Origin of the sequence: Streptomyces sp. CB01635 (assembly GCF_002803065.1) — a bacterium.
In the GTDB taxonomy this organism is placed as follows: Bacteria; Actinomycetota; Actinomycetes; order Streptomycetales; family Streptomycetaceae; genus Streptomyces.
Genome location: NZ_NNBL01000024.1, coordinates 62,079 through 81,380 on the forward strand (window position 1 = coordinate 62,079; position 19,302 = coordinate 81,380).

Consider the following 19,302-nt stretch of genomic DNA (forward strand, 5'->3'; position numbering starts at 1 on the left):
ACCATCCAGCCGGGTCCCTGCTCCCGGCGACCGCGTGGCCCTACTCCCGCGATCCACTCGTCTCCGCGTAGATCACCAGCGTCCGCTCCGGCTGTCCGGCCACGTGGAACGCGGTGTAGTCGTACGTGACCACGCCGCGCCCCGGACTCCGCAGCCGCTTGCGCCCGCCCCGGCGCGCCTCGACCTCGAACCGGGGCCACCAGTCCCGTACTTCAGGGCTGCCCTCGTGGAGTTCGTCGACGAGTCGCGCGTAGCGGGGATCGCCCGGATGCCCGCCGGCCAGCGTGCGCACCCGGGCGAGCAGGCCCCGCGCCTCGGGCTCCCAGTCGACCAGCACCTCCCGCGCCAGGGGCTCCAGAAAGACCCAGCGCACGAAGTTGGGCCGCCGGCCGTCCTCGGCGACCAGGCGCGGGAACACCTCTTCCGTCGCTCCGTTGAGACTGAGCACGTCGTACGTGCCGTCGATGACGTACGCGGGATGCGGCTGGAGCAGCAGCGGGACGGCGGCGACCTCCGGGGCGAGCGGCTCCACGTCGGGGATGTCGGCCGCCGGCGCGCGCCCGGCGAGCTGGAACAGGTGCTCGCGCTCGTGCGGTGCGAGCCGCAGGGCCGTGGCGAGCGCGTCCAGGACCTGGTCGGAGGCGCGGATCTCGCGGCCCTGTTCCAGGTACGTGTACCAAGTGGCGCTCATCCCTGCGAGCAGGGCCAGCTCCTCCCGCCGCAGCCCCGGGGTCCGGCGCCGGCCGGTCGACGGCAGTCCCGCCTGGACCGGCGTGATCCGCGCCCGGCGGCTGCGCAGGAACGCACCGAGTTCACGACGTCGCTCCGCCGTCTCGGACATGGTCCTACCACCTCTGGTTCCAGAATAAATGGGCTCTGGATACCAGGGTAAAGCCGGACCACACTGACAGAGAAGCCGGAGCAGAACCGGCGAGAAGTGAGGAGAAGGCGATGTCAGGCATCACGGGCAAGGTCGTGGCCATCACGGGGGCGAGCAGCGGCATCGGCGAGGCGACCGCACTGCTGCTCGCCGAGCGCGGAGCGCGCCTCGTCCTCGGAGCGCGCCGCTCGGAGCGGCTGGAGAAACTGGTCGCACGCATCGAGAAGGCCGGCGGCGAGGCCGTGCAGATCCGTACGGACGTGACCCGCCTCGACGACGTACGCGCCCTGGTCGGGCTCGCGGGCGAGCGGTTCGGCCGGCTCGACGTGCTCATCAGCAATGCCGGGGTGGGCACCATCTCGCCCCTGGACGATCTGCGCACCGCCGAGTGGGACCACATGGTCGACGTCAACATCAAGGGCGTCCTGCACGGCATCGGCGCCGCACTGCCCGTCTTCCGGGCCCAGGGCGGCGGCCACTTCGTCACGACGGCGTCCACGGCCGCGTTCCGCGTCGCACCGGCGATGGCCGTCTACGCAGGAACGAAGATCGCGGTGCGGGCCATCTGCGAGGGCCTGCGCCAGGAGGCGGGTCCCACGGTTCGGGTGAGCACCGTCTCGCCCGGGGTGATCGACACGGACTTCCCCGAGGCGTCGACGAATGAGCGGGTCCGCGCCGAGATCGCCGGGATGCGGGACCGGGTCGCGATCCCGCCCTCGGCGATCGCCCGGGCCATCGCGTTCGCGATCGAGCAGCCTGCCGACGTGGACGTCAACGAGATCGTCGTCCGGCCGACCGCGCAGACCTGAGCGGTGCACCCCTGTCGAAGACGTGCCGTGGGTCTCGGGCGATCGACGTATCTCCGGGCCGACGAGGTCTCTTTGGAGGCGCATCGCTGCCGACCGCCCGCTCCCCGGTCAGCCTGAGCGGAAAGCGCAAGCTGCTGCCGGACCGGTCCTGGAGGGTCATCATGAGGTTCCGGGCGAGCTGCGTCACCCAAGCCCCGGTGGGGTGCGCGGTGACGCCGAGGACGTGGACGTAGCGGGCCCCGACCTCCATCACGAAGAACACGTATAGCCGTTGGAGGGTGACTGCGCAGTCGACGTGGAAGAAGTCGCAGGCGAGCAGGGTATCGGCGTGGGCGCGCAGGAAGGTCCGCCAGGACGTGTCGGCACGCTGAGGGGCGGGCGGGATCCGATGCCGATGCAGGATCCGGCGGATCGTGCTCGCCCCGACGCGGTGGCCCAACCGGCGCAGCTCGCCCTGGATGCGAATGTAGCCCCAGGTGGGATTGTCGCGAGCGAGTTGTTGGATCAGGTCCACGAGCGCGGCGCCCAGTGGCGGCCGTCCTGGCCCTTGTTGGGGGTATGTCCATTTGCGGGAAACCAGCTTGCGGTGCCAGGACAGCAGGGTGGCCGGGGTGACGATCCGGTGCCGGCGCAGCTCGTGGGGAGTCGCCGGGTTAGAGCGGCGATCACCGCTCGGTCCGCCCACGACGGTCTTGGTCGCTTTGCCTGCCGTCGCAGTACCGCGAGCTCGTGGCGGAGTACGAGTGAGGGGCCCGCGGCGCGGTCCTCACAGCCTGGATGTCGTCGGCGGCGAAAACCGCGTCGAAGGACTCGGTGTACTTCGCGTTCCGGTCCCGGAGTAAGAAACGCAGCGAGTCCGCCCGCTGGCCCAACTCGACGGCAAGGTTTCTCGCCTGTTGCACCGTCCAGGGCCCGGTGGGATGGGCAGTCACTCCCGCGATGTGTAGCCGGCGTGTACCGTGCTCGCGGAACACGAGCGCGTGCACCCGGCGCAGATCGACCAGGTCGATGTGGACGAAGTCGCAGGCGATGATGCCTTCGGCCTGCGCGGTCAGGAACTCGCGCCACGTCGGGCCGCTGCGGCGTGGAGCTGGATCAATGCCCGCTGCGGTGAGGATCTCCCAATCGTCGTCGAGCCGACCGGGTGTCCGAGCCGGACGAGTTCTTCTTGGATCCGTCGGCAGCCCCAGCGCGGATTCTCCTTGGCGAGCTGCAGCACCAGAGCCTTCACCGCAGGCCCGGTCGAAGGTCGGCCGGGCCTGTTCCGGCGCTTGCTGTAGTCCCACCTCAGGGCGAGCAGCCTGCGGTGCCACGCCAGCAGCCGTCGTGGGCGCCACCGGGAACACCTGCGCCCACTGGCGCCGGGGGATCAGCGAGGACAGCCCTGCGAACTACAGCCGATCCGCCGGCTCGTAGCGAACCGGCTTCGTCAGCTGCCTGCCCAGCACCGCGTTCTCGTGCCGCAGCACCAGCAATTCCGCGTCCTTGGCCACCTCTCCGCGTAGCAGCACCGCCGGAACCGCGAGCAGTTTCCGCGCCACCTGGTACACCAGTGAAACGATCACCCGGCCAGGGTTCCAGCAGACAGTGATGCCGCGCCAGACCACCTCCGAGCAGTAGCGATGAGTTTCCGAACGGCACAGGCTGCTGACTTCCGTGCCCGACCTCGATGCTCGCGGGGCCGCGACCGGAACCGGGGACCGTGCTGCTGGGGCTCAGGCGTCGATGATGACGGGGATGATGAGGGGCTTGCGGCGGTGGGTGCGGAACGCCCAGTTCGCCACAGCGCGGGCGAGGAGCTGTTCGAGTTGGCGCGCGTCCCCGACGCCTTCCTCAGCCGCGGTGGACAGGGTCTTCTCGATGACGGGCACGACCGGCTCGAAGGTGGTGTCGTCGTGGACGAAGCCGCGGGCCAGGAAGTCGGGGGCCTCGGCGAGGGCGCCGGTGTCTGCGTCGACGATCGCCACCACCGTGACCACGCCTTCGGCGGCGAGGGTGAGGCGGTCCTTGAGGGACGCTTCGGTGGCGCCGCCCACTTCCATGCCGTCCACGTAGACGTTGCCGGCGGGGACCTTGCCGGTGATGGACGCGCGCCCGTCGACGAGGTCGACGACGACGCCGTCCTCGGCGATGACGACCCGGTCTGGGTTGACACCGGTACGGATGGCGAGGTCGCCGTTGGCCCGCAGGTGGCGCCATTCGCCGTGCACGGGCAGGACATTGCGGGGTTTGACGATGTTGTAGCAGTAGACGAGTTCGCCGGCGCTGGCGTGCCCGGAGACGTGGACCTTGGCGTTGCCCTTGTGGACCACGTGGGCGCCCCACCGGGTAAGTCCGTTGATGACGCGGTAGATGGCGCTCTCGTTGCCGGGGATGAGGGAGCTGGCGAGCAGGACCGTGTCGCCCTTGCCAATGCGGATCTGGTGGTCGCGGTTGGCCATCCGTGACAGCGCGGCCATCGGTTCGCCCTGGGAGCCGGTGCACACCAGAGTGATCTTGTGGTCCGGGAGCTTCTCCAGCTCCTTCGTGCTCACGACCAGACCGGACGGGACCTTCAAATAGCCCAGTTCACGGGCGATGCCCATGTTGCGGACCATCGACCGGCCGACGAAGGCGACCTTGCGGCCGTGCTGGTGGGCGGCGTCCAGGACCTGTTGGATGCGGTGCACATGGCTGGCGAAGCTGGAGACGATGACCCGGCGCGGCGCGGTGCGCATCACCTGCTCGATCGCCGGGTTCAGCTCACGCTCGGAGGTGGTGAAGCCGGGTACTTCGGCGTTGGTGGAGTCGGTGAGGAACAGGTCCACGCCCTCCTCGCCGAGGCGGGCGAAGGCGCGCAGATCGGTGATGCGGTCGTCGAGAGGGAACTGGTCCATCTTGAAGTCGCCGGTGTGCAGCACCATCCCGGCGCCGGTGCGGATCGCGACCGCGAGGCTGTCCGGGATGGAGTGGTTGACCGCCACGAACTCGCAGTCGAAGGGCCCGAAGCTGCGCCGGTCGCCCTCCTGCACCCGCACCGTGCGCGGCCGGATGCCGTGTTCCTTGAGCTTGGCCTCCAGGAACGCCAGCGTCAGCTTGGAGCCGACGACGGGAATGTCGGACCGCTCGCGCAGCAGGTACGGCACGCCGCCGATGTGGTCCTCGTGGCCGTGGGTGAGTACCACGGCCACGATGTCGTCCAGCCGGTCCCGGATCGAGGTGAAGTCCGGCAGGATTACGTCCACGCCGGGCTGGGTCTCCTCGGGAAACAGCACGCCGCAGTCGACGATGAGCAGCTTGTCGGCGTGCTCGAAGACGGTCATGTTGCGGCCGATCTCACCTAGGCCGCCCAGGGCGATGACCCGCAGCCCTCCTTCGGGAAGGGGCGGGGCGGCTTTCAGCTCGGGGTGCGGATGACTCATACCTTGACGTTACCCGGGGGCGGGGTGATCCACTGCCTGTGTGATCTCTTCTTCCCGACGGAGCGGGGCACCCGCAGCGGTTGCCGCGGGTCAATCGGATTACGCCGGCGGATGGTACAGGGAGTGGTGAAGGCGCAGCTTGCCCCACACCAGCCCGGCGCCCAGATGCTCGAACAGCCTGAGCGCGAGCACGAAGTTCACCCCGACGGGAGAGGGGAGGCTCCGCAATCGTTGCTCACGTGCCCCGGTCTCCTCCAATACGGCATCTAGCAACTCTGGCGGGACGACCTGCGTTAACTCTGCGCCTGGCGAAGAGTCCATCCATGCTGTTCAGGCGGCATGTAGGTATTCGTGGAGGACTCCGCCGAGGCGGTCTCTTCGGCGCACGTCGAGGTGGGAGATCTGTGCAGGGGGGAGCGGTTCGGGGACGGCACGCAGGGGTGCTGCCTGATGCATCGCTTGGTGAGGCCGGTGGAGGTTGTAGTGCAACACGAACTGGCGGAGCGCGTGGCGCAGGTGGTACTCGTTCCAGATGAGGGTGCGGTCCAGGAGTTCGTGGCGGCAAATCTGGACCCAGCGTTCCATGATGGCGTTCATGCGTGGTATCCGGACGCCGGTGAGCACGACCCGGATGCCGACGTCGCTCAGTGTCTCGTCGAAGAGGGCTGGGTACTTCGCGTCCCGGTCCCGGATCAGGTACGTGACGGTGGCGTTAGTGTCAGTCAGGTCCGTGGCCAGGTTGCGGGCGGCCTGAGTCAACCAGGCCGCGGTGGGGTGCGCGGTGGTGTCGAGGATTCGGACGCGGCGGGTGGCGTGCTCGATGACCGCGAGGCTGTACTGGCGTCTGCCGGTCAGGGTGACGGTCTTGATGAAGTCGCAGGCCAGGAGGGCGTCGGCCTGTGAGCGAAGGAAGTCGGCCCAGGTGGTGCCGGCCCGGTCTGGCGCGGGGTCGATGCCCTCGGCCGTGAGGATCTCCCAGACGGTGGAGGCGGCGACTTGGATGCCGAGGGTGGTGGGTTCGCCGTGCACCCTGCGGTAGCCCCACGATGGGTTCTCCCGGACCAGGCGGAGGATCAGCGCGCGAATTGAGCGGACCGTGGGCAGTCGGCGCGGCCTCTTCGGCCGGCACGTGCGGGCATGGCGCCGCTTCATCAGATCGCGGTGCCAGCGCGCATGGTGTCGGGTCGTACCAGTAGCCGTAACCGGCGTAGGACCTGACGGGGTAGCGGCACTAGCAGAGCGGCAAGCAACGCCCGGTCCTCCGGTACGAGTCTCACCCGGTCCGTACCGAGCTGCCGCTCAAGGACGGTGAGCTGGTGGCGCAGAGCGAGAATCTCCGCGTCCTTGTCGCGGTCGCTCATCGGCAGCAACCGCAGCGCGGCGAACAGGTTGGTGACGGTTAAATAGGCGAGAGAAAGCAGCACGAGTGCTTATCTTGCCGCACCGTCGAAGACGCTTCTGAGCTGCATGGACGACGTTTTCGGCAGGCGCAGAGTTCCCCTTGGATCCGTCGGCAGCCCCGGCGCGGATTCTCCTTGGCGAGCTGCAGCACCAGAGCCTTCACCGCAGGCCCGGTCGAAGGTCGGCCGGGCCTGTTCCGGCGCTTGCTGTAGTCCCACCTCAGGGCGAGCAGCCTGCGGTGTCACGCCAGCAGCCGTCGTGGGCGCCACCGGGAACACCTGCGCCCACTGGCGCCGGGGGATCAGCGAGGACAGCCCTGCGAACTACAGCCGATCCGCCGGCTCGTAGCGAACCGGCTTCGTGAGCTGCCTGCGCAGCACCGCGTTCTCGTGCCGCGGCACCAGCAATTCCGCGTCCTTCGCCACGTCCCGGCCCAGCAGCACCGCCGGAACCGCGGGCCGTTTCCGCGCCACCTGGTACTCCAGTGAAGCGATCACTCGGACAGGGTTCCAGCAGACAGTGGTGCCGCACCAGACCGCCTCCGAGCAGTAGCGATGAGTTTCCGAACGGCACACGATAGCCACCTGAGCGGTTCGCCGGTTCACGCCGACGACCAGGTGCGGGGCGCCACGGCGCCCCGCACGCTCAGGACGCCGTGAGGGCCGCCCGTGCCAGCCGCAGCGTGACCAGCTGGAAGGGACGCAGCGCGAACGACAGGTCCGCGACGTCCGGCTCCGCCGGGGCCACCGGACGCTCCAGCAGATCGCAGCGGACCGCACCGGCCGCGTCGAACCCGGGAGTGAGGCGCACGGTCGCCCGGCCGCCCCGCGTCTCGTAGAAGCGGACGACGACATCGCCCGAGCCGTCGTCGGCCAGCTTGACCGCACTGAGTACGACGGACTCGTGGTCGACGTGTACCAGCGGCGCGACCTCGGCGCGGGCCGTGCCCGTCACCTCCCGCTCCGGCAGCGACAGCGCCGCGCCCTCGCGGACCGCGTCCCCGACGGCCGCGCCCGGCACCAGGGCGTGCCGGAAGCGATGGGTTCCCTGGTCCGTCTCCGGGTCGGGGAAGCGCGGTGCCCGCAGCAGCGAGGCGCGCACGGTCGTGGTCGTCCCGCGGTCCTCACGCACCGTACGGGTCACGTCGTGGCCGTACGTCGAAGCGGTCACCAGTGCGACACCCCAGCCGGGCTCCGCGAGGTGCACGAACCGGTGGTTGCAGGCCTCGAAGCGCGCCGCCTCCCAGCTCGTGTTGGTGTGCGTGGGCCGGTACACATGCCCGAACTGGGTCTCCGACGCGTACCGTTCCGCGTGCACGTCGAGCGGGAACGCCAGCTTCAGGAACTTCTCGGTCTCGTGCCACTCCACCTCCGTCGCGACGTCGAGGCGCCCGGAGCCGGGGGAGAGGGTGAAGGTCTGCGCGGCGACGGACTTGCCGAAGGAGCGGGTGACCTGCACCCCGTCGGCGGTCGCGGTCAGCGCGTCCACGTCCGTTAGGTCGGTGCCGGTGTTGCGGTAGAACTTGTCGACGTCCCACGCGTCCCACTTGTTCGGCAGATCCGGGTGGAGCTGGAGCAGGCCCGCCGCACGGCCCGGGGCCAGCGTCTCGCGGCCGCTCGCCAGGTGCACCAGCGAGACGACCAGGCCGCGGCCGTCGATCTCGGCCCGCAGGGTCGTGTTGTCGAGGACGAAGCCGCCGCCGTCGCGCTCACGGACCGTCGTCGCCGCGAGGTCTGCAGGCTGGGGGCCCGCAGCGCCGAGCGCGGGTACCGAACTACGCCCGTGCGGCGCTGAGTTGAAGCGCAGGACACCCGTGCCGCGGCCGGCCAGAGCGCGCTGCGCGGCGTCGACGATCTCCTCGAGTTCGGTCGTGACCCGTGCGTACGTCGCGCGGGCCTCGCGGTGCACCCAGGCGATCGACGAGCCCGGCAGGATGTCGTGGAACTGGTGCAGCAGCACCGTCTTCCAGAGTCGGTCCAACTCCTCGTACGGGTAGGGGAATTCGCACTGGACGGCTGCCGTCGCCGCCCACAGCTCCGCCTCCTGGAGGAGGTGCTCGCAGCGCCGGTTGCCCTGCTTGGTCTGCGCCTGGCTCGTCAGCGTCGCCCGGTGCAGCTCCAGATACAACTCGCCGACCCACACCGCGGGATCGGTGTACTCGGCCTCGGCCTTCTCGAAGAACGCCGCCGGGGCCTCCCACTCCACGGTGGGGGAGCCGTCGAGCGACCGCAGCCGCCTGGCCCGCGCCACCATCTCGCGCGTCGTTCCGCCCCCGCCGTCACCGAAACCGGTCGGTGCGAGCGAACGGCTCGCCCGCCCCTTGTCCTTGAAGTTCCGTTCCGCGTGCGCGAGTTCACGTCCCTCCATGGCGCAGTTGTACGTGTCCACGGGCGGGAAGTGGGTGAGGACCCGGGAGCCGTCGATGCCCTCCCAGTTGAACGTGTGATGCGGGAAGGTGTTCGTCTGCGACCAGGAGATCTTCTGCGTCAGCAGCCACTTGGAGCCGGCCTCGCGGATGATCTGCGGCAGCCCGGCCGCGAAACCGAAGGTGTCCGGCAGCCACACCTCCTCGTTCTCGATGCCGAACTCGTCGAGGAAGAACCGCTTGCCGTGCACGAACTGACGGGCCATCGCCTCCGAGCCCGGCATGTTCGTGTCCGACTCCACCCACATGCCGCCCGTCGGCACGAACCGCCCCTCGGCCACGGCCTTCTTGACCTTCGCGTACACCTCGGGCCGGTGCTCCTTGATCCAGGCCAGTTGCTGCGCCTGCGACATGGTGAAGACGAAGTCCGGTTCGGAGTCGAGGAGTTGCGTCATGTTCGACGCGGTCCGCGCCACCTTGCGCACCGTCTCGCGCAGCGGCCACAGCCACGCCGAGTCGATGTGCGCGTGCCCGACCGCGCTGATCCGGTGCGCCGACGGTCCCGCGGGGGTGTCGAGGACCGGTGCCAGCACGTCGCGGGCCGCCTGCGCGGTGCCGTTCACCTCGCCGAGGTCCACCACGTCCAGGGCCGCCCCCACCGCGTGCAGGATCTCCCAGCGGCGGGCGCGGTCCAGCGGCAGCTCGGCCATCAGCTGGCCCAGCACCTCCAGGTCGTGCAGCAGCTCCCACACCGTCTCGTCGAATACGGCCAGCTCGACACGGCCCAGCGTGTAGAGCGGATCGTGACCCGCGGTGTCCGTGTCACCGAGCCATGTGGGCTTGAACGCACGGGAGTTGAAGAACCCGGGGTTCGACGCCGCCTCCACGCGCAGCTCCACCTGCTGCCCGCCCGCTGCCGGAGCCCCGACGCGCACCCAGTGATTGCGTGGGTGCAGGCCCTTCACCGGTGTCCCGTCCGGCTCGTAGACCAGGCCCTCGCACTGGAAGCCGGGACCGCCGTGCCCGTCGAAGCCGAGGTCGATCAGCGCCTCGACGGTCCGCCCCGCCCACTGCTGGGGAACCGTGCCGGTCACCGTGAACCAGCTGGTGCCCCACGGCCGCCCCCACCGGGCGCCCTCCCCGATGGACAGCGCGGGCGCCGCGAGCCCCTCCGCGACCGGCACGGGCTCGTCCGGCGCGTGCCACACCCGTACGTCCAGCGGCACGGTCTCCGGGTACACGGCGGGCCTGATGCGCTCCTCGAGCACACGTCGCAGCCGGTCTTCGATGAGCGAACGGTCGTCATGCATGGGCGTTGAGTCTCCTGGAGTACGAAAGGCGGGGCGGGCGGCCCGGTTCAGCGGTCGATCGTCGAGCGCACGGGATTGATGTCCGCGTACCGGGAGTCCAGCGGGTGGACGTCGGTCGCGTGCAGATAGATCGTGCGCGTGTGGAACAGCGGCACGACCGGCATGTCCCGGGCGATCAGGTCCTCGATGCCCTGGTAGGCGCGCGTGGCCTTCGCGGGGTCGGCGATCTTGTTCGCCTGCTCCAGACGGCTGTCGACCTCGGGGTTGCGGTAGCCGTTGGAGTTGAAATCGCCGTACGAGGCGAAGATCGGCGTGAGGTAGTCCTCGAGCGACGGATAGTCGTGCCCCCAGCCCGAGGACCGCACGCCGTCCAGCGCGCCCTTGGACGCCATCGCGCTCAGGTCGCTGCCGGGCTTGCCCACGTACTGGATCTTCAGGCCGAGGCTCTGCCGCCACATGTTGCCGAGCGCCTCGGCGAAGACCTGGTCTCCCGGGTTGTCACTCGCGTAGTACATCTTGAGGCGCCCGGAGAAACCGCCGGCCTCGCGCAGCAGCTTCTTCGCCCCGGCCACGTCCAGCGTGCAGGCGGTGCAGGTGTTCTCGCGGTGCCCGTCGAGGGTCGAGGCGGTGAAGGACGTGGCGGGGAACGCGCCCGGCTTCAGCTTGACGAGGGCCTTGCGGTCCAGGGCGAGCGAGAGCGCGCGCCGCACCTTCGGATCCTTGAACCCCGGTGTGTTGACGGGAAGTTCGAGGTAGCTGAGGTTCGGTGCGGACTTGCCCTGGCTCCACTTGCCGGGAGCGTCCGTCTTGTACGCGTCGATCTTCGAGGACGGCAGCGTCGCGTAGTCGAGGTTGCCGGCCAGGAACTCGTTGTAGGCGGTCTCCGGGTTGGAGAAGAAGCGGTAGACGAGGCGGTCGGCCTGCGGGGCGTCCTTGCCGGCATAGCCCTTGTTGCGCGTGAGGCGCACGGGCTGTCCGGCCTTCCACGCGCCGTCCAGCTTGTAGGGGCCGTAGCCGATCGGCTTGTGGCTGTACGCGTCCGGGTCCTTCAGCGTCTCCGCGGACAGGGCGGCGAGTCCGTAGTAGCTGAGCGTCGACGGGTACGGCGAGAAGGGCGCCTTGAGGGTCACGGTGAAGGTGAGGTCGTCGACCACCTTCAGCCCGGACAGCGTGGTCGCCTTCGGCTTGCCCTTGGCCGGGTTGAGGTCCTCGTAGCCCTGAACCCGCTGGAAGAAGCCGTTGCTGAGGTACCCGTGCGGTCCGTACGCGGTGTAGTTCCACGTGTCCACGAACGACTTGGCGGTGAGCTTCTCACCGTTGGTGAACTTCCAGCCGGGCTTGATCTTGATCGTCCACGTCTTCGCGTCCTTCGACGTGACCGAATCGGCGACGACGTTCACCAGCTTGCCGCTCTTCGGGTCCACCCGGGTCAGCGGCGCCCACATGGCGAAGGCCAGCTGGATGTTGGCGGAGCTGTTGTCCTTCTCCGGGTTGATCGCCGCGATCTCCGCGCCGGTCGCCACCGTCACCGTACGGCCGGCGGCACCGGAGCCCTTGCCGTCCGAGCCGCCGCCGCTGCATCCGGTCGCCGCGAGGGCGAGCGCGGCAATCGCCGCCACCGCGGCGGCTCTTCGTGTTCGCACCATGTGGACTCCCGTGCGTCCGGCCGGAATCGGGGACCCGGCGCGCCTACTGTCGGGCGGTGACGCTAGGAACGCGGCGTTCCTGCGCGCAAGTTCCCCCTGCTGAACGTCCATTCAGCGCCCATTCAGCGGGTGCGAGGGATGCGGAATGGACGTCGGATGGACGCCGAAGGGCATCCGCCTTGACGCCCACCTGGGCCGTTCCTACTGTCGCGGCCCAACCGACCGGCGCGTCCGGGCTGGTCACGGCGGTGCTCGCCGCGACCGGTCCGGCCAGGACTGCGGGAGAACTCATGGCCCGGACACGAAGAATCGTCAAAGCGGCGACCGGCACCGCGCTGGCGGTGCTGCTCGCCGGATGCAGTGGCGCCGGGAGCGGGGACGGCGCGGGAAAGGACGACGGCCACTCCATGGCGATCGCCACCGCGGCCGAGGCGCCCTATCTGAACCCGTCGAACGACAACGGCACCACGGGCATCCAGATCGAGTCCGCGCTGTGGGCGCCGCTGACCCGGGTGGACGCGAAGACCGGCAAGCTGGTGAATGTCGTCGCCGATTCGGTCACGTCGAAGGACGCGAAGACGTGGACGATCAAGATCAAGCCCGGCTGGAAGTTCACCAACGGTGAGAAGCTCACCGCCAAGTCGTTCGTGGACACGTGGAACTACACCGCGTACGCCCCGCACGCCTTCGCGAACAACGGCGCCTTTCAGCGGGTCGAGGGCTACGAGGACCTCAACCCGGCCAAGGGCAAGCCGAAGGCGACCACGCTGTCCGGGCTGAAGGTGGTCGACGACCTCACCTTCACCGTCACCCTGAAGGCGCCCTTCTCGCCGTATCCGACGACGCTCAGCTACCTCGGCGTCGCCGCGCTGTCCGCCGAGACGCTGAAGGACCCGGACCAGTTCAAGCACAAGCCGATCGGCTACGGCGCCTACCAGCTGGACGGCGGATGGAAGGCGGGGCAGCCGGTGCGCCTCACGCGCAACAAGGGCTATGCCGGCAAGGACGCCCCGCAGGCCGACCACATCACGTTCCGGTTCTTCTCCAACCCGGAGACCGCGTACAACGAGTTCCTCGCCGGCAACGTCGACTACGTCGCCGTACCGTCGTCGAAGATCGACTCGTACAAGACGGACGCACCCGGCAAGTGGAGCCAGGCCAAGGCCGCCGCCGGCATCAACTACCTCAACCTTCCGGTGACGCTGAAGCCGTACACCGACACCCGCGTCCGCCGGGCGCTCTCGCTCGCGCTGGACCGCGACTCCCTGGCCAAGCTCAAGCCCGGCAACTTCCCCGCCACCTCGTTCACCGCGCCCAGCGTCGACGGCCACCGCGAGAACACCTGCAGTGACTGCAGGCTTGACGTGGCCCAGGCCAAGAAGCTGTTGCGGGAAGCCGGCGGGTTCCCGGGCAAGCTGCGGCTCTTCTTCGCCAGTGACAACCCCGGCGAGCAGGTGTACGCCGAGGCGCTGGGCAACATGTGGCGGCAGAAACTGGGGCTGAAGATCCAGTATGTCGGCAAGCCAGGCGCCGAGATCGGTCCGCTCGCCAACGCGGGCAAGCTCGACGGCATCCGCATCATGGGCTGGGGGCACGACTACCCGGCGCTCGAGGACTACCTCACCCCGATGTTCGCGTCCTACGGCGACGTCAATACCGGCCGCTACCGCGACGCGAAGGTCGACCGGATGCTCGGCGAGGCCAACGCCCAGGTCGACCAGGCCCAGGCGACGCGCGACTACCAGGCGATCGAGGACCGCATCGCCGAGCAGATGCCGGTGCTTCCGCTGTCGCACTCACGGGACGTCTATCTGCATGCCGAGGGCGTCGAACCCCTCAACGCCCCTTTCGCGAACGTGGATCCCGTCCGGTCGACCTTCGCCGACTGACCCCGCCCCCCCAATCCCGTAACTCCTCTCCGTAACTCCCAAAGGAGGACACGGTGTTGCGTTTCGCGCTCCGCCGCCTCCTGATCATGATCCCGATCGCGGTCATCGTGACGTTCCTCGTCTACGCGATGGTCTTTGCCCTCCCCGGCGACCCGATCAGGGCCCTGTCAGGACAGAAACCCCTGGCCGAATCCGTCATCGCGGCCAAACGCGCCTACTACCACCTGAACGATCCCCTGTTCGTCCAGTACCTGCACTTCATGGGCAACCTGCTCAAGGGCGACCTCGGGCAGACCTTCGACGGGCAGGACATCGGCGAACAACTCGCGCTGCGCTGGCCGGTGACGCTCCAGCTCGGACTCACCGCCCTCGCCATCCAGCTCGTCCTCGGGCTCGTCAGCGGTGTGTACGCGGGATGGCGGCGCGACGGCCTGGTGGACCGGGCGCTCCTCGGCGCCACGCTCGGGGTGCTCGCCGTGCCTGGTCTGGTCGCCATGTTCTTCGCGCAGTCCTTCTTCGCGGTCGAACTCAGCTGGTTCCCGGTCTCCGGCGCCACCGACGGCTGGCCCGGCAGCTATCTGCTGCCCGCCACCGTGCTAGGCGTCCTCGGCTTCGCCGGACTCGCCCGCGTCACCCGCACCAGCATCGCCGAGGTCGCGAGCGCCGACTTCGTCCGCACCGCACGCGCCAAGGGGCTCGCCCCGAACCGCATTCTGTGGGGGCACGTGCTGCGCAACGCCATGCTGCCCGTGATCACGTACATCGGGCTCGACCTGGCCGGCATTCTCGGCGGCGCGATCATCACCGAGGGCATCTACAACCTGAACGGCATCGGCCAGTTCATGTTCCGCTCCATCGCCATGAAGGAAGGCGGAGTGGTCGTCACCCTCTCCACGGTGCTGCTGCTCGGCTACATGCTCGTCAACCTGGTCGTCGACCTGCTCTACGGCCTCCTGGACCCGAGGGTGCGCCATGTCTGACACCGCCCTGGCGACCGCCGCGACCGCCGCCGAACTCGAGCCCGTCGGCGAGGACACCCCGCGCGGCGCCGCCGTCCTACGCGAACTGCTGCGCAAGCCACGCTTCGTCCTCAGCGCCCTCGCCATCCTGGTCATCGCGCTGATGGCCGCCTTTCCCCGGCTGTTCACCGCCACCGATCCCACCGTGTGCGACCTGAAGCTCTCCAAGGGCGCCCCGTCCGCCGCGCACTGGTTCGGCTACGACATCCAGGGCTGCGACTACTACGCCAACGTGATCTACGGGGCCCGGCCCTCGGTCCTGGTCAGCGTCTCCGTGTGTGTGGTCGGCTTCGCTGTCGCCTGCGTCCTCGGCATGCTCGCCGGATACTTCCCCGGCTTCGTCGACAGCCTCGTCTCGCGCACCGCCGACGTGCTGTTCGCCCTGCCCGGCCTCGTCGCGATGATCGTCATCCTGCAGGCCTTCTCGTCCCGCTCCGTGTGGACCATCGCCTTCGTGATCGTGCTGCTCGGCTGGCCCGCGGGCATGCGGCTGATGCGCTCCACCGTTCTGAGCGTGCGCACGCGCGAGTACGTCCTCGCCTCCCGCGCGCTCGGCGCCGGGGCCCCGCACATCCTGCGGGTGCACATCCTGCCCAACTCGGTGGCGCCGCTGCTCGCCCTGACCACGCTCACCGTCGGCGCGGCGGTCGGCACCGAGGCCGCGCTCACCTTCCTCGGCATCGGGCTCCAACCCCCCACCATTTCCTGGGGACTTCAGATCGCCATCGCCGCCTCCTACCGCGACGACGTCCACCTCTTCCTCTTCCCCGCCCTGCTCCTGACCATCACCGTCATGGCCTTCATGATCATGGGCGACACGGTCCGCGACGCTCTCGACCCGAAACTGAAGAGGTGAGCGGTGAACCGCCCCATGGCAGCTGAACCTCTGCTCGACGTACGTGACCTGAGCGTCGAGTTCGACACCCGCGCCGGCCGCCTGCGCGCCGTGGACTCCGTTTCCTGGACCCTGCACCGCGGCCGCACCCTCGTCATCCTCGGCGAGTCCGGCTCCGGCAAGAGCGTCTCCACCCAGGCCATCACGGGCATCCTCGACAGCCCGCCCGGTCATGTCACCGGCGGCCAGGCCCTGTTCGACGGAATGGACCTGCTGACGCTGACCGAGCGCGCACGCCGCGGCGTCGTCGGCAGCCGGATCTCGTTGGTCTTCCAGGACGCGCTGTCCGCACTCAACCCCGTGCACACGGTCGGTCGGCAGATCGCCGAGCTGTACCGGGTACACCGGGGCACGAGCCGCTCCGACGCCATGAAGCGGGCGGCCGAGATGCTGGACCGCGTGGGCATCCCCGGCGCGCGGGCCCGTGTCCACGACTACCCGCACCAGTTCTCCGGCGGCATGCGCCAGCGCGTGATGATCGCCATGGCGCTCGCCCTCGGCCCCGAGGTGCTCATCGCCGACGAGCCGACCACCGCGCTCGACGTCACCGTGCAGGCCCAGATCCTCGAACTCCTCGCGGAGATCCAGGCCGACACCGACATGGGGGTCGTGCTCATCACCCATGACCTGGCCGTCGCCGCGGAGATCGCCGACGACCTGGTCGTCATGTACGCGGGCCGGGTCGTGGAGTCGGGGGCCACGGCCGATGTGCTGGGTGATCCACAACACCCGTACACCCAGGGGCTGTTGCAGTCGGTGCCGTCCGCCGAGAGGCGCGGCCAGGACCTGCCCGCCATCCCCGGCACGCCGCCCGACCTGATGCGGCTGCCGTCCGGCTGCCCGTTCCGGCCGCGCTGCCCGCACGCCCACGACCGGTGTGTCACCGAACGCCCCGCCCTGCAGCCCGCCCCCGGCGAGCTCCGCTTCGGCGCCTGCCACCTCCTCGACCAGCCGCTCAGCCCGGAAGGCGCCGCACGATGACCGACGACGTGATCCTCAGGGCCGAAGGGCTGGTCAAGCACTACGGCGGCGGGCCCGCGCTGCCGTGGCGGCGCGGCCGGGGCGCGGCCGTGGTCCGGGCCGTCGACGGCGTCGACCTGGAGCTGCGGCGCGGTCAGGCGCTCGGCATCGTCGGCGAGTCCGGCTGCGGCAAGTCGACCCTGCTGCGGCTGCTGTGCGCGCTGGAGCGGCCGACCGACGGGCGGCTCCTCTTCGAGGGCGAGGACGTCGCGCGGCTGCGCGGCGCCGCCCTCAAGCGGTGGCGCCGCCGCGTCCAGGTCGTCTTCCAGGACCCGTACGCCTCGCTCAACCCACGGCTGAGGGTCGGCGAGATCATCGGGGAGGCCTTCGACGTCCATCCCGATGTCGTCCCGCGCGCCGGGAGGCGGGCCCGGATCGCCGAACTCCTGGAACTGGTCGGCCTCGACGCCCGTCACGCGGACCGCTATCCGCACCAGTTCTCCGGCGGACAGCGCCAGCGCATCGGCATCGCCCGCGGCCTCGCCCTCGGACCCGACGTGCTGCTGTGCGACGAGCCCGTCTCGGCGCTCGACCTGTCGGTGCAGGCCCAGGTCGTCAACCTGCTCCTGAAGCTCCGTCGCGAATTGGGTCTCGCGCTCGTCTTCGTCTCCCACGACCTCGGCGTCGTACGCCACGTGTGCGACGACGTCACCGTGATGTACCTGGGCAAGGTCGCCGAACAGGCCCCGGTGGACGCCCTCTACGCGGCCCCGGGCCACCCCTACACCGAGGCGCTCCTGTCGGCCGAACCCTCCCTCGACCGCATCCGCGACCCGCACGCCCCGCACCGCACCCGCATCGTCCTCGCGGGCGATCCGCCGTCGCCGTCCGCACCGCCGCCGGGCTGCCGGTTCCACACCCGGTGCCCGCGCGCACAGGACCTGTGCCGTGACACCGAGCCCCTGCTGACGGTGCGGGGACAGCGGGCCGGCGCCTGTCACTTCACGGACGCGATGCTCGCCGGGAGTGTGGACTGACGGGGTGTCAACCTGCCGATGCGATACGGGTCCTGGCGGTGCGCGGGCCGTCCGGGAACCCCGGGTGCGAAGCGGGCGGCCCGCCGATGTCGTCCACCCGGGCCGCTTCGTCGGCGGCCCGCGCGGCGGCGAGCCGCAGCGCCAGCGGATGCCCGGCGCAGCCGTCCGCGAGGCTGTGCAGAGCGGACGTAGCCGTGGCGGTGGCCGCCGAACGGTACGGCAGCGCCGCGACCGAGGCCAGCGGCGCCCCCGAAGCGAACCGGCGCAACAGCCGCAGGGACTGGGCCGCGTCCAGCGGGCCGAGCCGGAGCGGCACCCGGCCGGGCAGGTCCCGCAGCGGGGCCTGGCTGGTCACCAGCACCGCGCAGCCGGGCGCCGCGGGCAGCAACTCCCGCAACTGGTTCGTGGACTGGGCGTCGTCGAGCAGGACGAGGAGCCGACGTTCGGCGGTGAGCGTACGGAACCGGACGGCGCGCCGCTCCAGACCGTCGGGCACCTCGTGCGGCGCCACCCCGAGGTCCTCCAGGAATCGGCCGAGCACGTCGGCAGGGGCGCGCCCGCCGAGCACCGCGTAGAGCTGGCCGTCGGGGAACCGGTCCCGCACCTGGTGGGCGACGTGCACGGCAAGGGTGCTCTTGCCGAGGCCCGCCGCACCGGAGATCACCACGGTGGGGCAGACGGCGGCGGGGGAGTCGGGGCGCCGCAGCAGTTCGCGCAGCTGCCGCACCTCCTCCTCCCGACCGGTGAAGTCGGCGCTGTCGCGCGGCAGTTGAGCGGGCACGGGCAGGCGGTGGGCCGGTGCCGGACACGCGGGCGTGAGTGACCGTGGCGGCTGCCGGGGCGCGGCCAGCGAGGGGTCGGCGTGCAGGATGCGCGCGTGCAGCCGGCTCAGTCCCGGGCGCGGTTCGACACCCAGGTCGTGCACGAGGGCGCGCCGCACTCCGCGGAACAGGGCGAGGGCCTCGGGCGTGCGCCCGCTGCGGTACAGCGCCAGCATCAGCAGCGCCTGCAACCGCTCGTCGTACGGTCTGCCCGGCACCAGCGGGGCGATCCGCTCGGCGGCCTCGGCATGTTCACCGAGGTCGAGCAGTGCCTCGGCGTGTTCGAGGCGGACGTCGAGGCGCAGCCCGGCGAGCCGGTGCCGGGCATCCGCCGCACAGCGTTCCGGCACCCCGCTCAGCGCCTGCTCGCCCCGCCACTGGGCGAGGGCCCGCTCGTAACAGGTGCGGGCGGCGCCGACCCGGCCCGCGCGGCGCTCCCGGCGCGCCTCGGACAGCGCGTCCTCGAACCGCCACAGGTCCAGTGCGTCCCGCCGCAGATGCAGCCCGTAGGTGGTGCCCCGCGTGATCAGGAGCCGGGGTGCGGCGCGGCGGGCTCGGTCCGGCTCCAGCGCCTTGCGCAGGCGTGCTGTGTACGTGGCGAGCAGGCCCGCCGCGCTGTCCGGCGCGTGCTCGCCCCAGACGGCCCGCACCAGTTCGGTGCGCTCGACCTGTTCACCGCCGCGCAGCAGCAGCGCCGCGAGAAGCGCCTGCTGTTTCGGGGTGCCCGGCGGTAGCGGCTCTCCGGCACGCTCCGCGCGTACCTGGCCTAGGAGGCGGTACCGCACCAGAGCGCTGTCGCACGCGGGCGGGAGTGGGGGGAGGTCCGTCGAGATGCTCGGGGCCACGGGTCGTTACCTTCCTCGTCGGGG

15 protein-coding genes and 3 pseudogenes are annotated in these 19,302 nt (G+C 70.3%); 6 read left to right on the forward strand and 12 right to left on the reverse strand.

Annotation, left to right across the window (positions count from 1 at the left end):
• Positions 1 to 40 precede the first annotated feature (40 nt).
• Positions 41 to 841 carry a helix-turn-helix transcriptional regulator gene (locus tag CG723_RS36495; RefSeq protein ID WP_100597830.1) on the reverse strand — a complete coding sequence of 267 codons (801 nt, stop codon included), beginning with the start codon at positions 839 to 841 and terminating at the stop codon, positions 41 to 43.
• A 110-nt stretch (positions 842 to 951) separates the two neighbouring features.
• Here CG723_RS36495 and CG723_RS36500 point away from each other — a divergent pair, with 110 nt between their 5' ends.
• A complete protein-coding gene (locus CG723_RS36500; protein WP_100597831.1) occupies positions 952 to 1,689 on the forward strand; it encodes an SDR family oxidoreductase in 738 nt (245 codons plus the stop codon).
• Here the strand turns inward: CG723_RS36500 and CG723_RS47125 are convergent.
• The 10 genes and pseudogenes from CG723_RS47125 to CG723_RS36540 all read right to left on the reverse strand — a co-directional run bounded on the left by CG723_RS47125 (position 1,652) and on the right by CG723_RS36540 (position 11,812).
• Complete coding sequence (locus tag CG723_RS47125) at positions 1,652 to 2,374, reverse strand: IS3 family transposase (protein ID WP_199842032.1); 723 nt, start codon at positions 2,372 to 2,374, stop codon at positions 1,652 to 1,654. The two genes, CG723_RS36500 and CG723_RS47125, sit on opposite strands and share 38 nt — an antisense overlap.
• 61 nt (positions 2,375 to 2,435) lie before the next feature.
• Positions 2,436 to 3,071, reverse strand: a pseudogene (locus CG723_RS36510) (helix-turn-helix domain-containing protein); the annotation flags it as partial.
• Positions 3,072 to 3,080: 9 nt separating this feature from the next.
• Complete coding sequence (locus tag CG723_RS48180; RefSeq protein WP_234374706.1) at positions 3,081 to 3,254, reverse strand: hypothetical protein; 174 nt, start codon at positions 3,252 to 3,254, stop codon at positions 3,081 to 3,083.
• 150 nt (positions 3,255 to 3,404) lie between these two features.
• Complete coding sequence (locus CG723_RS36515; protein ID WP_100597832.1) at positions 3,405 to 5,090, reverse strand: ribonuclease J; 1,686 nt, start codon at positions 5,088 to 5,090, stop codon at positions 3,405 to 3,407.
• 99 nt (positions 5,091 to 5,189) lie between these two features.
• Complete coding sequence (locus CG723_RS36520; protein ID WP_442802622.1) at positions 5,190 to 5,411, reverse strand: transposase domain-containing protein; 222 nt, start codon at positions 5,409 to 5,411, stop codon at positions 5,190 to 5,192.
• A 9-nt stretch (positions 5,412 to 5,420) separates the two neighbouring features.
• A pseudogene (locus CG723_RS36525) lies at positions 5,421 to 6,514 on the reverse strand (integrase core domain-containing protein).
• A 68-nt stretch (positions 6,515 to 6,582) separates the two neighbouring features.
• A pseudogene (locus CG723_RS49390) lies at positions 6,583 to 6,805 on the reverse strand (integrase core domain-containing protein); the annotation flags it as partial.
• Between the two features lie 9 nt (positions 6,806 to 6,814).
• On the reverse strand, positions 6,815 to 6,988 hold the full coding sequence (locus tag CG723_RS49395) for a hypothetical protein (protein ID WP_442802623.1): 174 nt from the start codon (positions 6,986 to 6,988) through the stop codon (positions 6,815 to 6,817).
• 148 nt (positions 6,989 to 7,136) lie between these two features.
• Positions 7,137 to 10,166 carry an alpha-mannosidase gene (locus CG723_RS36535; RefSeq protein WP_100597833.1) on the reverse strand — a complete coding sequence of 1,010 codons (3,030 nt, stop codon included), beginning with the start codon at positions 10,164 to 10,166 and terminating at the stop codon, positions 7,137 to 7,139.
• Between the two features lie 47 nt (positions 10,167 to 10,213).
• A complete protein-coding gene (locus tag CG723_RS36540) occupies positions 10,214 to 11,812 on the reverse strand; it encodes an ABC transporter substrate-binding protein (RefSeq protein ID WP_199842033.1) in 1,599 nt (532 codons plus the stop codon).
• Between the two features lie 179 nt (positions 11,813 to 11,991).
• Between CG723_RS36540 and CG723_RS36545 the strand changes: the two genes are divergently transcribed.
• Genes CG723_RS36545 through CG723_RS36565 form a run of 5 tightly spaced genes read left to right on the forward strand, consistent with a single transcriptional unit; the run spans position 11,992 to position 17,612 of the window.
• Positions 11,992 to 13,701, forward strand: a complete 1,710-nt coding sequence (locus tag CG723_RS36545; protein ID WP_234374707.1) for a peptide ABC transporter substrate-binding protein — start codon at positions 11,992 to 11,994, stop codon at positions 13,699 to 13,701.
• Between the two features lie 53 nt (positions 13,702 to 13,754).
• Positions 13,755 to 14,681: an ABC transporter permease gene (locus tag CG723_RS36550; protein ID WP_100597836.1), complete on the forward strand. Its 927-nt coding sequence runs from the start codon at positions 13,755 to 13,757 to the stop codon at positions 14,679 to 14,681.
• A complete protein-coding gene (locus CG723_RS36555) occupies positions 14,674 to 15,576 on the forward strand; it encodes an ABC transporter permease (RefSeq protein ID WP_100597837.1) in 903 nt (300 codons plus the stop codon). Before CG723_RS36550 ends, CG723_RS36555 begins: the two co-directional genes overlap by 8 nt.
• A gap of 15 nt (positions 15,577 to 15,591) precedes the next feature.
• Entirely contained in the window at positions 15,592 to 16,596 is a 1,005-nt protein-coding gene (locus tag CG723_RS36560; RefSeq protein ID WP_100597838.1) for an ABC transporter ATP-binding protein, read from the forward strand.
• Positions 16,593 to 17,612: an ABC transporter ATP-binding protein gene (locus CG723_RS36565; RefSeq protein WP_100597839.1), complete on the forward strand. Its 1,020-nt coding sequence runs from the start codon at positions 16,593 to 16,595 to the stop codon at positions 17,610 to 17,612. The genes CG723_RS36560 and CG723_RS36565 overlap by 4 nt, the downstream gene beginning before the upstream one ends.
• A gap of 7 nt (positions 17,613 to 17,619) precedes the next feature.
• On the opposite strand, the gene CG723_RS36570 is transcribed toward CG723_RS36565, so the two are convergent.
• Positions 17,620 to 19,278, reverse strand: a complete 1,659-nt coding sequence (locus CG723_RS36570) for an AfsR/SARP family transcriptional regulator (protein WP_100597840.1) — start codon at positions 19,276 to 19,278, stop codon at positions 17,620 to 17,622.
• Positions 19,279 to 19,302 lie beyond the last annotated feature (24 nt).